At 47.6% G+C, this 14,103-nt stretch carries 11 protein-coding genes; 7 read left to right on the forward strand and 4 right to left on the reverse strand.

Going from position 1 to position 14,103, the window contains the following annotated elements; genetic code table 11:
• Position 1: 1 nt before the first annotated feature.
• The 5 genes from C9J01_RS12300 (at position 2) to katE2 (ending at position 6,130) form a co-directional block, all read left to right on the forward strand.
• Entirely contained in the window at positions 2-1,177 is a 1,176-nt protein-coding gene (locus C9J01_RS12300) for an ABC transporter substrate-binding protein (RefSeq protein ID WP_107298482.1), read from the forward strand.
• Positions 1,178-1,232: 55 nt separating this feature from the next.
• Entirely contained in the window at positions 1,233-2,963 is a 1,731-nt protein-coding gene (locus C9J01_RS12305) for an ABC transporter permease (RefSeq protein WP_107298418.1), read from the forward strand.
• Positions 2,960-3,619: an ATP-binding cassette domain-containing protein gene (locus C9J01_RS12310; RefSeq protein ID WP_107298419.1), complete on the forward strand. Its 660-nt coding sequence runs from the start codon at positions 2,960-2,962 to the stop codon at positions 3,617-3,619. Before C9J01_RS12305 ends, C9J01_RS12310 begins: the two co-directional genes overlap by 4 nt.
• Positions 3,613-4,224, forward strand: a complete 612-nt coding sequence (locus tag C9J01_RS12315) for a CDP-alcohol phosphatidyltransferase family protein (RefSeq protein ID WP_107298420.1) — start codon at positions 3,613-3,615, stop codon at positions 4,222-4,224. Before C9J01_RS12310 ends, C9J01_RS12315 begins: the two co-directional genes overlap by 7 nt.
• A gap of 463 nt (positions 4,225-4,687) precedes the next feature.
• Entirely contained in the window at positions 4,688-6,130 is a 1,443-nt protein-coding gene (katE2, locus tag C9J01_RS12320) for a catalase KatE2 (protein ID WP_107298421.1), read from the forward strand.
• A gap of 136 nt (positions 6,131-6,266) precedes the next feature.
• Here katE2 and melB read toward each other — a convergent pair whose 3' ends face one another.
• The 4 genes from melB to C9J01_RS12340 form a co-directional block, all read right to left on the reverse strand.
• A complete protein-coding gene (melB, locus tag C9J01_RS12325) occupies positions 6,267-7,637 on the reverse strand; it encodes a melibiose:sodium transporter MelB (protein ID WP_107298422.1) in 1,371 nt (456 codons plus the stop codon).
• A 308-nt stretch (positions 7,638-7,945) separates the two neighbouring features.
• On the reverse strand, positions 7,946-10,069 hold the full coding sequence (locus C9J01_RS12330) for an alpha-galactosidase (protein ID WP_107298423.1): 2,124 nt from the start codon (positions 10,067-10,069) through the stop codon (positions 7,946-7,948).
• A gap of 277 nt (positions 10,070-10,346) precedes the next feature.
• Positions 10,347-10,547: a hypothetical protein gene (locus C9J01_RS12335; protein WP_107298424.1), complete on the reverse strand. Its 201-nt coding sequence runs from the start codon at positions 10,545-10,547 to the stop codon at positions 10,347-10,349.
• A 46-nt stretch (positions 10,548-10,593) separates the two neighbouring features.
• The gene (locus C9J01_RS12340) at positions 10,594-11,340 is read right to left on the reverse strand and encodes a MipA/OmpV family protein (protein ID WP_107298425.1); all 747 of its coding nucleotides are present in this window, start codon (positions 11,338-11,340) and stop codon (positions 10,594-10,596) included.
• Positions 11,341-11,839: 499 nt separating this feature from the next.
• Between C9J01_RS12340 and C9J01_RS12345 the strand changes: the two genes are divergently transcribed.
• Positions 11,840-12,475, forward strand: coding sequence for a response regulator (locus C9J01_RS12345; protein WP_107298426.1), 636 nt, complete (start codon positions 11,840-11,842; stop codon positions 12,473-12,475).
• Positions 12,472-14,067, forward strand: coding sequence for a signal transduction histidine-protein kinase/phosphatase UhpB (gene uhpB / locus C9J01_RS12350; RefSeq protein WP_107298427.1), 1,596 nt, complete (start codon positions 12,472-12,474; stop codon positions 14,065-14,067). Before C9J01_RS12345 ends, uhpB begins: the two co-directional genes overlap by 4 nt.
• Positions 14,068-14,103: the final 36 nt, after the last annotated feature.

Genomic DNA, 14,103 nt, shown 5'->3' on the forward strand with positions numbered 1-14,103 from the left:
CATGAAAAAAACACTCCTGGGGCTGGCGCTTGCGCTGGCCTCTGGCCTTAGCACGGCACAAACGGCTCCCGCACCAGAGCAGAGCTGGGATGACATCGTTAAAAAAGCTGATGGACAAACTGTCTACTTTAATGCCTGGGGGGGTAGCCAAGAAATTAATGACTACCTTCGCTGGGCAGGCCGTCAACTGCAAGCCCAGTACGGTGTCAGCCTCAAACACGTTAAAGTCGCTGACATAGCTGAGACCACCCAGCGTTTGCTGGCAGAAAAAGCGGCAGGTAAAAACCAAGGCGGCAGTGTTGATCTGGTTTGGATCAATGGTGAAAACTTCCGTTCGATGAAACAAAGCAACCTGCTACATGGCCCATTTACCCAACAACTACCCAATTGGCAGTATGTTGATACTCGCCTACCGATCGATGAAGACTTCACCGAACCAACAGTGGGCCTTGAGGCCCCATGGGGTGTCGGTCAATTGGTTTTTATCCATGACAAAGAAACCCTGAACAACCCACCAAAGAATTTCGCCGAGCTTTTGAGTCTGGCAAAAGCCTTCCCGGGTAAGGTGAGCTATCCACAGCCCCCAGAGTTTCACGGCAGCAGCTTTCTCAAAGCCGCATTGCTGGAACTGACTAATGAACCGGATTCACTCTACACTGCCATAGATAGCCAAACAGAACGTCAGCGTTTTGAGCAGGTGACTGCGCCATTGTGGCAATACCTCGACCAGTTGCACCCTGTCGCTTGGCAGCAGGGCAAGCGCTTCCCGTCGGGTACCAGTGAAACCATCCAGTTGCTTGATGATCAGCAGTTACTGTTGGCGATAACGTTTAACCCTAATGCTGCCAATGCCGCAATAGAAAATGGCAACTTGGTTGATACGGCCCAAACCTATGCCTTTGAACAAGGAGCACTGTCCAATATTCACTTTTTAGCCATTCCATGGAATGCGCAGGCTAAAGCGGGGGCTCTGGTCACCATCAATTTCTTGATGAGCCCAGAAGCACAAGCGCGTAAGGCTGATGCCAAAATATGGGGGGATCCATCTGTACTGAAACCCGAATCCCTAGCTAACAGCGGCGCGCAAGGCTTTTCGTTGTACAAGTCTATTCCCGAGCCACACCCAAGTTGGTTGACCGCCATTGAACTGGAATGGCAAAAGCGCTACGGCAGCTAAAATTAAAAGGCTAAGCCTAAAGGGTGGGAGCTCGCTTCCACCCAATGAGTAATTTATGATTCATCTATTTTTTATTTTTGCCCTTATTCTTTGTTTTTTGCCCCTATTGCCGGGCATTGTCGGGCTGCTACTCCCTTCGCTGTCTTACATCCCGACATTAGGTATTGATAATATCAGCCTATCGGCATTCTATGATGTTGCCATCTGGCCGAACCTGACTGCATCAGTAGCCTTAAGCTTGTCTACAGGGCTTGGCAGCACCCTACTCGCGCTTTTTTTTACCTATACCATCCTAAAGCGCTATTGGGGAACCGCGCGCTGGCAAAAACTAGAACGTACTCTTTCCCCCATGCTAGCAATGCCGCATGTTGCCTTTGCTATTGGTTTTGCGTTGCTATTTTCTCCTACCGGTTGGGTTTTCAGGCTAATCGACACACTGGGCATATCGGATATGGCGGGTATAAGCCTTATCCAAAACAACCTGACTCAAGATAATTACGGGATTGGCCTGATGTTGGCACTCGCCATAAAGGAAACACCCTTCCTGCTGATCATGAGTATCCCTATTCTCAAGCAACTCAATGTAGAGCAACTCAGTAAGGTATCTGCTAGCTTGGGCTACAGCCATTTTGAAACGTGGCGGAAAGTCATCCTGCCACAGTGGCTTCCCAAATTGCGCCTCTCCCTGTTTGCCGTTTCTGCTTATGGCTTATCCGTCGTCGATATTGCATTGATTTTGGGCCCAACACGCCCTTCAACCTTGTCAGTCCTTGTATGGCAGTGGTTTAACGATCCCGACCTTCAACTACTTCCCCGTGCTGCTGCGGGCGCATGCCTGTTACTGTTCATTACGGCTGCAAGTCTTGGTCTTATCAGGCTCATCGAATGGTTTGGCTTCAAGCACCAGCGAGGATGGATAACCAAAGGCGCCAAAGAAGCTAAACGAAACCAGCAGAAACCTAGGCGTCACCTGGCGTTATACAGCCCATTCATCGTTATTCCCATTATGATCGTCCCGCTTCTGGTCGTCTGGTCTTTTGCCCAGCGGTGGCGTTTCCCTGATTTGTTACCGAGTCGGTACAGTGACCGATTCTGGCAACAAGAACTGCCAACGGTGACCGATCTAATGGGCACTAGCCTATCACTGGCCATTGTGTCCAGTACGGTCGCTTTGCTTTTAGTCATTGCATGCCTTGAATACCGCCAAAAATACCAGCGCGCAATTCCTGTATGGCTTATCGCAATTCCGTTAGTGACACCGCAACTCTCCCTGTTGTTCGGTATCCAAATCGTGACGTATATGCTCCCCGGCCAGCACTACTGGCTATGGGTCAGTTGGAGCCACTTGATATTTGTCTTCCCTTATATGTACCTAGCCTTAGACGGAGCATGGCGCAGTTATGACTGTCGGCTTGACCAATGTAGCAGGAGCCTTGGCTTAACCGCGTGGCAAACCTGGTGGCGGGTCAAGCGCCCCCAAGTCCAGCCCGCTATTATATTTGGCCTAGCTATCGGGATCAGCGTCAGTCTCGCACAATATCTGCCAACCCAAATGCTTGGAGCAGGACGCATCAGTACAATCACCACCGAGGCTGTTGCCCTTGCAAGTGGCCAAGATCGCAGGGTGATGGCGATATATGGCTTGTTGCAGGGCATATTACCTTTTGTTTTCTTTACTCTGGCTATTGTTGCAAATCGCCTGAGTTATCGCTGGCGATACTATCGCCAGCATTCGCGACAAAACACTCATATAACCAATAAATCAAAGGAGTACACTCACGGATGACTTTATCTGTGAAAAACCTAGCAATCCAGCACGGTGAAAAAGCCCTGTTCTCACCGGTTAGTTTTGACGTCAGTCCTGGCGAGGTTTTTACCTTAATGGGCCCAAGCGGTTGCGGGAAATCAACATTATTAAGTGCTATTGCCGGACATCTTGTCACAGACTTCTCTTTTTCCGGCGAAGTGACCCTCAAAGGGACAAGTGTGATGGCATTGGCACCCGATCAGCGCAAGATCGGTCTGCTGTTTCAAGATGACCTACTTTTCCCCCACCTAAGCGTGCTGGAAAACCTTATGTTTGGCATTCCCCGCCGCTACAAAGGTAAAGAGCGTGTAGAGCGTGCCGAAACAACGTTAACAACGATTGGTTTACCTCAATTAGCCAGCAAACAGCCTAATGAGATATCTGGTGGCCAACGAGCGAGGATAAGTTTGATGAGGATGCTGCTTTCAGAACCACAAGCTGTTCTACTGGACGAACCGTTCAGTAAGCTCGATAAAGCCTTGCGCAATGAATTCCGCCAGTTTGTATTTGATCAAATCCAAAGCCGTCAGATCCCCGCGATCATGGTTACCCATGATCATGATGATATTCCACCTCAAGGCCGGGTATTGAACTGGCCTTGGACAAACGCAGTTCAGGAACAACCAACATGCTAGACAGATATGCGATCAAAGTGATCCGCTGGCCGCTCACTACCTTTTCTGCATTGCCTGATAAGCTAGGCATTACCGCTAATCAGGTCACATTAGCAGGGTTTGTGATTGGTTTGTTTGCCCTCCCCGCCTTGGCACTGGAGGCTTACAGTTGGGCATTGGGCTTTATTATCATCAACCGGATCTTCGACGGTCTGGATGGGGCTATCGCTCGCCGGCAAGGTATCACCGACTGTGGCGGTTTCCTTGATATCACCTTGGATTTTCTTTTTTATTCTATGGTGCCGTTCGGTTTTGTATTAGCCAACCCCGAAGCCAATGCTGTCGCGGGCGCTTTCCTCATTTTCTCATTTATCGGTACCGGTTCCAGCTTTCTTAGCTTTGCCATCATGGCTGGCAAACGTAACATTGAAAGCCCGGTGTATAAGCAAAAATCACTTTACTATATTGGTGGTTTGACAGAAGGGACTGAAACTATTGCTTGTTTTGTTCTGTTCTGCCTATTCCCTGCCCACTTCGCGACTATCGCCTGGGTATTCGGTACGCTGTGCTGGGTAACAACAACGACACGAATCTGGGCTGGGTATCATACGCTCAAAGAAGTGTAGCCTGACAATTGATGACGGCAGCTGACAATGTATTAGCTGCCTCATTTTACAATTTACGATATTTTCCTCCGGCAAACTTTTTTCTCTTTACAATTTATTGTTCATAAAGCGAGCACCTCTACAAAGCCTACCTCCCGACAGCAACATATCAAACAGCGTTTCACCCCATCTTTTGTAAACCTTTCATTACAGTCAATGTACAGCATAAATAACCTCACCTATTCACAATTAACTTATTTTCTTTCGCGAATTATTCGTCAACTATTCACCTTGAGATTAAAACAAAGCCAAAAACATTCACCAAAACTGTAAATCAAGCTGCACGCTAAACACCTTCCAATCACTTCTCATAAAATGATAATCACTAGTATTTGGAAAAGCCTCTAGGTACAGTTGCCATGTACCCGGCAATAGCAATCACTATTCAGACGCCATTAAAAAACATTAATAACTGAGAAAGTATATGAACAAAAAATTAACCACTGCCGCTGGTTGTCCAGTTGCGCATAACCAAAATGTCATGACTGCTGGCCCACGAGGCCCACAGCTGCTGCAAGATGTTTGGTTCTTGGAGAAGTTGGCTCACTTTGACCGTGAAGTCATTCCTGAGCGCCGCATGCACGCCAAAGGCTCTGCTGCTTACGGTACGTTTACTGTTACAAAGGACATTACCAAGTACACCCGCGCTAAGCTTTTCTCTGAGATTGGCAAAAAGACTGAGCTATTCTGTCGCTTCACCACGGTAACTGGTGAACGCGGTGCTGCTGATGCTGAGCGTGATATTCGCGGTTTTGCCCTGAAATTCTACACAGAAGAAGGTAACTGGGATCTAGTAGGTAACAACACGCCGGTCTTCTTCCTACGTGACCCGCTAAAATTCCCGGACCTAAACCACGCAGTTAAGCGTGATCCGCGTACTAATATGCGTAGCGGCGTTAACAACTGGGATTTCTGGACGTCACTACCTGAAGCATTCCACCAGGTAACAATCGTAATGAGTGATCGCGGTATCCCTGCGACATACCGCCACATGAACGGCTACGGCTCTCATACATTCAGCTTCATCAACTCTGACAATGAGCGTTTCTGGTGTAAGTTCCACTTCAAAACGCAGCAGGGCATCAAGAACCTGACTAACGAAGAAGCGGAAGCAATCATTGGTAAAGACCGTGAAAGCCACCAGCGCGATCTGCTTGAGTCTATCGACAATGGCGATTTCCCTAAATGGACCATGTACGTTCAGATCATGCCGGAGCTAGAAGCAGACGAAGTTAACTTTAACCCGTTTGACCTAACCAAAGTATGGTCACAGAAAGACTACCCACTGATCGAAGTGGGCGAGTTCGAACTAAACCGTAACCCAGAGAACTACTTTGCAGAAGTTGAGCAGTCTGCATTCAACCCAGCAGCTATAGTTCCTGGTATCGGTTTCTCTCCTGATAAAATGCTTCAGGGCCGCCTATTTGCTTACGGCGATGCGCAGCGTTACCGCTTGGGTGTTAACCACCACCAGATCCCGGTAAATGCCCCACGTTGCCCAGTGCACAGCTACCACCGTGACGGTGCGATGCGTGTAGATGGTAACTTCGGTTCGACTATCGGTTATGAACCTAACTACCACAAAGAGTGGGCAGAACAGCCAGATTACTCTGAGCCACCACTGCGCATCAAAGGCCAGGCCGATAACCACGATCACCGTGAAGACGAAGATTACTTCACACAAGGTGGCGATCTATTCCGCCTGATGAACGAAGAGCAGCGCCAGACACTACTAAACAATACAGCGGGTGCCCTACAGGGCGTGCCAGACTTCATTGTTGAGCGTCACCTTAAGCACTGTTACCTAGCTGATGAAGCCTATGGTGCAGGTCTAGAAGCGGCGATAAAAGCGCTGAAAGAAGACTAACCATGATGGGTTCGCTGAGTGTTCTCAGGCTACTTAGTGTCGACTGGCTAGTCATCTACTACTAAGCGATAAATAAAAAACCGCTACCTTTGGGTAGCGGTTTCTTTTACTGAATTAACCTTTGTACTTATGAGCTTTAAGCCTGAACAGGTTTTGCATCAACCATATCTGCTTCAACATCATCTTTATTAAAGCCATCGTGCAAGCGGTAGTAACGCTGGTAAACAAAACCACTCACAGCCATAAGGATTGCTGGCAGACCAACCATCATAAAGTGAAGACCCATAATGGTATCAGCCGTCTGCTCGACATTTGGTACATAACCCACAACAGACAAGCCCACACCCACAATGAAACCACCCGCTGCACCTGCAAACTTAACTAGCATGGTCTGGACCGAGAAGATAACACTCTCACTGCGACGACCTGTTTTGTACTCACCGTAGTCAACCACATCAGCAAGCATCACAGTCTGAAGTGCGTTGGCAATGCCCACACCGAACTTGATTGCAGCACCGGCAAGGCCAATTAGGAATGCGTTGCCCGGGAACATTACGCCCATCACAAGCAGGACAATACAAGACAGAATCGGGAAGCCACATGCCATTTGCCATAGATGCTTACGAGGTAACTTAGCCGCGATGCGAGGGAACAAGAACACACCTGCAACTTCCGCCGCACCAGCAACCATCATGTAGACCGGGAACAATTCAGGGTTACCCAGTGCGTAAGAGAAGTAGTAGATTGCAAAGCCACCTACAAGCAGGTTAGCAATCTGGAATGACAGTACGGTACCGATCAACGCTTTAAGTTGGTCGTTCTTACCGATAATCACCAATACATCTTTGAAGCTAAATTTCTCTGCCGGCTTGGCGTTGGCTGGCGCTGCTTTCTCTTTAACATTACGGGCAATCAGGAATGCACTCATCACGAACAGAACAGCAATCAGCATTGCAACGTTGAAGAAGCCGTCACCTTGGTTGCCTTCACCCAGCACACCAACAATGTGCAGGCCATAAGTACCCGTGATAAACCATGCAAGGCTTGCAAACAAACGCGGCCATACCACTAATTTCTCACGCTCTTGGCGCTCACTTGAAAGCGCAGGGATCATTGACCAGTATGGGATATCCATAATGGTATAAGTCAGGCCCCAAAGGATGTATGCGGCAGCAGCATAAAGGTACAGGGCTGGGCCTTCAAACATATGGGTACTGAACAAGCCAACCAATACGATAGCGTTAAGTAGCGTACCAATGACAATCCATGGGCGGAACTTACCGAACTTAGAACGGGTGTTATCAACAATCACCCCCATCATAGGGTCAGTAACCGCATCAATAATTCGGGCTGCAAGGAAGATCGTACCCACAAAGGCAGCAGACAGGCCCGCTACATCCGTGAAGTAGAACATCAGGAAGATGTAAATTGGTGCACACGCGAAATCTTTACCGAGTGCGCCAAGACCATATGATAACTTGGTTTGTAGTGTGATTTTGTCAGACATGTTTTATCCTTCAGTCTGTTCCACACCCCTTCCCTAACTAAAAGGGTGCGTACAGCATTTATTTAATTTTTTGTATCCGTCAAGCTCTGGGCTCAAAAGGTATATTAAGGATCTACAGAAGGATAACTGTGATCTAAGCCCCACCCATGGAAACGTTTCCATGGGTTCCATGAATAGAATGCCAAAGTGCGATTTTGATCACTTAACACACCGTAGCAGCAAAAAATAGCGATATAACATACTGCAAAAGGATAAAAAAATGGGACCTATAAGGTCCCATTATATCAGTTAGATTTTACTAACGAGGATTACTCAGCAATTAACCTAATTAGAATCGCACTCTCGGCATCGAGGATAGGCATCGCTAACCCAGCCTTGTGACACCACTCCCCGCTCAAAGACACGGGTTGCTTCGTCCATGCAGGCTGTTGGTTCACCAAGCCTTCATGGAAGTTAACTGGATGATCAAGCACGGATATCTTATAGACTTTGCTGGCATCCAGTTCAGGGATCCTCAACGCACCACTCAAGGAGTTTGTCGGCATAGCTAACTGGGCCACCATCACCAATGCCTCATTGCCATCTTGGCTGATCACCGCCTTGGCTAACTGGCCATCACTGTCGTCAACCGGGATACGTACCGATTTGCCGCTATGAAGCAAACTTCGGAACTCCTTATGCAGCTTGATATAACGCTCAAAGCCAGCCTTTTCTTCAGCCCCCTCCCTCACCGGATCTAGCTCGATACCCATATGGCCAAACAATGCTGTTAAACCACGAAAACGGATATCATGGGTACGACGGGTACTGTGGCAATGGCGCGCACCGATATGGCTTCCCATCACTTCTGGTGGGAAGAAATAGCTAAAACCTCGCTGGATCTGTTGTCGTTCCAACGCATCATTGTTGTCTGACGTCCAGAAACGATGGGTCCGCTTAAGCACCTCGTAATCAATCCGGCCGCCACCAGCAGCACATGACTCAATTTCAACCTCAGGATGGCGCTCACGGATCTTTTCGACTAATTCATAGTAACGCTTGACCTGATTGTTACCTGCAGCCCGGCCCTGATGGCCCGGTTGGACAATCTCACGGTTCATGTCCCACTTGATGTAAGCGATATTAAGGGTCGATAAAAAGTGATCGAGCCTTGCCAATAAGTATTCAAAAGCATCATCATTTTGCAGGTTTATCGCATACTGATTACGGCCCGTTGGCTGCTCATACCCATCGACAGCAAGCAACCATTCTGGGTGAGTACGGTATAAATCAGAGTCCTTGTTAATCATCTCCGGCTCAAACCACAATCCGAATTCCATGCCCAATTCGTTCACATGGTTTACGATGCCCTCAAGCCCGTTAGGATACTTGGCTTCATCAAGATACCAATCACCCAAAGCCGCTTTGTCGCCATTACGCCCTTTGAACCAACCATCATCAATAATAAAGCGCTCAACGCCCATTTTTGCTGATTCTGTCGCCATCTCTTTGATGTAATCAGGATCATGATCAAAATAGATCCCCTCCCACGTATTGAGGTGGATAGGACGGGCTTTCTCACTGATTTGTGGGGCTAAAATAGACTCACGCACATGACCGTGAAACTGCTGGCTCATCCGGTTCAACCCATTGGCACTATGTGTGGCATACAGGACAGGCGTGACTAAACTTTCCCCCGGTTGTAGTGACATCTCGCCCGGCAGGTACAACGCTTCGGCCTGAACAACCCGACGCCCGTCAGCCTTAACGTCAACCCGCATACGGTGGTTACCACTCCACGCTAAATGGAAGCCCCAGACATCACCATCACACTCGCCAAACCCTTTGGTACCTGCAATGAAGGCCGGATAATGTTCATGTGACGTACGGCCACGGCGATTCTCTTGCTGGTAGCCACCTTGCAGCAGAGGTTGGCGTACTTGCTGGAACTCTTTTACCCAACGGCCATAATAGGTGAGAAGCTCATTGGCACGCTCTGGCAAAGGAAGCGTATTGGCCAGACGGTTCACCTGATACTCCCCGTCGCCAGTATTGGTCAGAGTCTGCTTGATTTGGATAACATCGTTGCTATCAACTTCCAGATGCACTACTAATGACAGACCAGCAATAAGGTCCTGATTTTCCACAATCAGGCTCCCACCCTCATGATGAACTGAAGTAATGCTAAATGCTGGCGACCAATGTTGCCCATTGCGGTGGCCTTCAAGCGCCGGACTACCAAAGAGGCCCCGCGCAAGTTCTGGGTGCAATGAAACAGGCACATCATTATCTAACCGGCCATAAGGGACTGGGCGTTTCAAGGCAATATCTGCCCCTTGGGGTAGCTCGGCTAATGCTTCTCCCCAGTAAATCACTTCAGCGATTTCTCCAATCTCGACGATCATTTCAGACTGTCGACCTTTCAGACGAATGATTTGCTTATCCATTGTCATGGTTTCCTATTAAGCATGAAATTTCACCTGATCATAATGAAATACCCAGTAGATACTGTGAGCCAACCCGCACACTGGAAACGTTTCCATTTAAAGTCAGATCTGAATATACGTTTTACGTAAGATAATGCTTCTAAACAGAAAGGCATCTCAGTGCGAGAAAAGAGATCAGGAATAGTACGGGATCTGACGTGACCCCGTAACTCGGTGAGCATTCAAATATCTTTAGCCCAGTAGCAGAAGTCCTGAAAGTTAAACTATGCGCGTTAAATCTGGGCTAATAGGTTGAAGAAGCCTTGTCCTTCTTTTCTGAAGCTTGCTTCTTCATTTCGTTGCATTCAGTTATCAGAACATGTTTGTGGATAAGCTTGCCATCGATCACACAAGGAGGGCTAGGAATACCACCACTGCCAGAGCCACCAGCCTGAACAGAAACACTGAACAACATGATACCTAGCAAACCAATTAGCTTTTTCATGTTAGGGTCCTACAAATGTAAAAAGGCACTTATAAGGATAGATGACTTAAAACCGATAGGCCGCCCCAACACTAAACTTCCAACCAAGATCATTTTGCACCAGTGGGCTGTTGCTATCGTGGTATTCCAGTTCCAGCTTAGAAACGCCCAGAATATGTCGGCTTATATCATAGAGCGCTGTAAAACCGCCTTTGTAGACCCATGTATCATCAGCTTCGAATGCCGACAATCCAGAAGCACTGGCCTCGTTGGCAGAAACACTATAGATGTGTTGGGAGAGCTTATCATCACGGTAATTCAGCTCGACATAAGGGGCAATGGTCAGCTTATCCAAGGGGGTATCAAAAGCCCTACCTAAATGTAGTTGTAGTTCATAACCATTGTGCTTATCGGTCACATCATGCAAATAGGTTAGCCTTGCCCCTACTGTGCCAAGGGTAAGCCCCAATTCCCCACTACTGTCCCTGTTTTCTATGCCACTTGGAATATCGGTGAAGTCATCAGATACTTCTGACAAGCGTATGTTGCCAGAAAGGCCAAACCAAGGCGTCAGGGCTAAGTTGGCCAAGCTACCGTCAATGAAGCCATAGTCACTTTGATGGAAGATATAAGGTTTCACGCTGAACTCACTACCATCACTGGAAAAGACCGACTCCCCTATCGCTGCTCCTGCCCCCAAAAATGTGTAATGTTTATATTTTTCCTGAGGCTGAAAAATTTCTTGTGAATTGGCTGCTGCCGACGAAACCAATACCCCAAAACCTGCAATCAACAATACCGCTGAGTTATGCATAGCGCTTCTCCTCTTTAAAGTAAGTAGAAACGCCATTGCCGATATTTATTTCAAAATACCTAAAAACAATTCACCTAATGCCAGCCAAAATCATTCATTTTCATATTTAGATAACCGTAAACGCTGGGTTAATCTCACTTATATACGGGAAGATTATTCTTTCCGGTTGGTATACTCCGAACGAGCAAAACCATAATAAACAATTGAAAATATTAGTTAAAAAACACATCCCCATAGTAAACCAAAGCAAAAATCACCAGCAAGATCGTCATCATATTGACGAATTTACCTTATAAAATCAGAAATATATCTCTGCCTTGACAATTATTGTCACTCACCTTTAAAGCCATGCAAAACATACAGACAACTCTATATTGGTGTATGAACTGCCTAAGCTTCAAACTTTAGCGACAGTTATCACACCTTCACTGTTCGAATGTGCATTAATGCTATGAGATTGATATTTTCTAACCTGCTGACAATGAAGTAGGTTCCAAAAATGATTACTGTCACTTTAGTCGATGACCACATTGTGGTTCGTTCGGGCTTTGCACAATTACTCTCTATAGAGCCTGATATTCAAGTGCATAGCGAATACAGCAACGCTAAAGAGGCATTGCGTGGACTTTCAGAAACAGCAGTCGATGTAGCAGTTATTGATATTTCAATGCCTGATGAAAGTGGTCTGATATTACTGGAAAAACTGCGTAAGAAGCACCCCGATTTCAAGGCGATTATTCTCAGTATCTACGATTCTGCTTCTTTTGTTAGCAAAGCCATTGATGCAGGAGCTTATGGCTACCTTTCCAAACGCTGTGGCCCGAGCGAACTTGTCACAGCGATTCGTACCGTTGCAAATGGTGACAGGTACCTCTGCGCTGATGCGCTAGTTAATTTAAGCAATGCATCTGCCGGACCCGATGTGCTGCATGATCTCACCAAGCGCGAGCGGGAAGTGTTCGACCATTTGATTTTGGGAAAAGATGTCAAAGAAATCGGTAGTGAGCTCTTTATCAGCCATAAAACAATTCATGTTCACCGGGCGAATATTCTTAGCAAGCTTGGGCTTTCCAACAATGTCGATTTAATTCGTTTCGCCCTGCACCACAAATTGCTCAATGATGAGCCAGTATGAATGAGATCACGCGACGGCAACATCTGCCCCGGCTTATCCTAACCCACGCATTTACGTATGCCTTCAGTTTGGTTGTGTACTCCATTAGTTGGTTTTGCCTGTGGAATATCAGCCGGTACCTCGTTCCCGACCTCTTATTAGCAGGACTCTTCCTTCCGACTGGATTAAAACTGGCCGTCTACGCGCTCAGCCCCCGCCGCCTCTGGCCTCTATTTACCTTAGGCGAGATAGGGCTTATTGCCCTCATGCTGCCAGTCATCAACGATGACAGTACACTCTACCTGCTCATGCTGTTCTCCATTTTCAGCCATAGCTTGGCCATCGCTTTTCAGCCTTATTGGCGAACGCTAGACGTTTACTGGAAGCAGTTGCTAGCACTGTGCGGTTTTGCATTCGCTTATGCCAACCTCTGTGGCCTCGCCCTCTTAATGGTTTTCAAACCTCTGGGGATGACCATTGACTACGCACTGGAAGGGGCTGTCTCAGCATTGACTGGCGGCATTCTCTTAATGCCTTTTTTCTTTTTGCTGTACGACTACCTCCACCGCCAAATATGGCAGCCTTTAAGCCCGACTCTCATCCATCAGGAAATTACGCTGCGCGGCTCTGCATTGGTGTGGTGCCTCGTCTTTTTCAGTATCGGCCTTGCGGCAGAGCTGACCTTCCTTGAAGAGATGAAGTCCCTTTCATTGCTGCTTTTCCTGCTACCGAATATCTTTATGGCCTACCGCTACGGCTGGCAAGGGGGGGTACTTGCCAGTGTGATGAACAGTATCTTACTCGCCACCGCACGGCAGATTTCAGGTTCATTTGAATCCGACCTTGAGCTTCAAAGCTTTATTGCGACTCAGGCACTAATTGGATTAGGGTTGGGTATCGCTATCAGCCGCCAATACCTGCTCTCCCAGCAGTTGAAGAAAGCCAACGCGGATTTGCAGACCGAACTGCACAATAAGAACCAGCTGGCCAAACAGCTTGTTCACGTAGAGGAAGATATCCGCAAGTCTGTCGCCCGGGAGCTTCATGATGAGATAGGTCAAAACATCACTGCGATACAAATTCAATCTATGCTGGCAAAAAGGCTCGCTGTCAATGAACAAGCAGAGAAAATAGCCGATACCACCCATGAGCTGGCAATGCGGATCCATACATCTACCCGCCAATTGCTCAAGCAGTTACGTCCACAGGCGCTCGATGAAATGGGCCTCGAGGCTGCAATCCGCCAGTTAGCAACAGAAATGCGCTTCAAAGAGCGACATGTCGATTTCAAGCTCAATTTCGGGATTTTGGCAGACAGACTAGACGAAGTCACAGCCGTTACCCTATACCGAATCGTTCAGGAATTACTTAACAATATCTGCAAGCACGCCCAGGCAACTGAAGTTCAGCTCTCCCTGATGCCAGGTAGCCAATTTAGCCTCGAGCTTCGTGATAACGGTATTGGCCTACCCAGTGACTGGCGAGACCGAGGTCACGGTCTAAAGGGTATGGAAGAGCGTGTTCAAGCACTAGGCGGGCAAATGACGATTCGAAGCAATGAGCTCGGCTGCCGTATAACTGTTAACTTACCCACAAAATCCGATACCACTTAGCCTCAACTAGGAAATTTTCCTAGTCATTTATGAAAC

The organism is Photobacterium rosenbergii (assembly GCF_003026455.1).
Classification (GTDB): Bacteria; Pseudomonadota; Gammaproteobacteria; order Enterobacterales; family Vibrionaceae; genus Photobacterium; species Photobacterium rosenbergii.

Excerpts from the sequence above, each read along its gene's own strand:
- C9J01_RS12335 (WP_107298424.1), bottom strand. The coding sequence starts at position 10,547 with ATGAAAAAGCTAATTGGTTTGCTAGGTATCATGTTGTTCAGTGTTTCT.
- C9J01_RS12345 (WP_107298426.1), top strand. The coding sequence starts at position 11,840 with ATGATTACTGTCACTTTAGTCGATGACCACATTGTGGTTCGTTCGGGC.
- C9J01_RS12340 (WP_107298425.1), bottom strand. The coding sequence starts at position 11,340 with ATGCATAACTCAGCGGTATTGTTGATTGCAGGTTTTGGGGTATTGGTT.
- C9J01_RS12300 (WP_107298482.1), top strand. The coding sequence starts at position 2 with ATGAAAAAAACACTCCTGGGGCTGGCGCTTGCGCTGGCCTCTGGCCTT.
- C9J01_RS12330 (WP_107298423.1), bottom strand. The coding sequence starts at position 10,069 with ATGACAATGGATAAGCAAATCATTCGTCTGAAAGGTCGACAGTCTGAA.
- uhpB (WP_107298427.1), top strand. The coding sequence starts at position 12,472 with ATGAATGAGATCACGCGACGGCAACATCTGCCCCGGCTTATCCTAACC.
- C9J01_RS12310 (WP_107298419.1), top strand. The coding sequence starts at position 2,960 with ATGACTTTATCTGTGAAAAACCTAGCAATCCAGCACGGTGAAAAAGCC.
- C9J01_RS12315 (WP_107298420.1), top strand. The coding sequence starts at position 3,613 with ATGCTAGACAGATATGCGATCAAAGTGATCCGCTGGCCGCTCACTACC.
- C9J01_RS12305 (WP_107298418.1), top strand. The coding sequence starts at position 1,233 with ATGATTCATCTATTTTTTATTTTTGCCCTTATTCTTTGTTTTTTGCCC.
- melB (WP_107298422.1), bottom strand. The coding sequence starts at position 7,637 with ATGTCTGACAAAATCACACTACAAACCAAGTTATCATATGGTCTTGGC.
- katE2 (WP_107298421.1), top strand. The coding sequence starts at position 4,688 with ATGAACAAAAAATTAACCACTGCCGCTGGTTGTCCAGTTGCGCATAAC.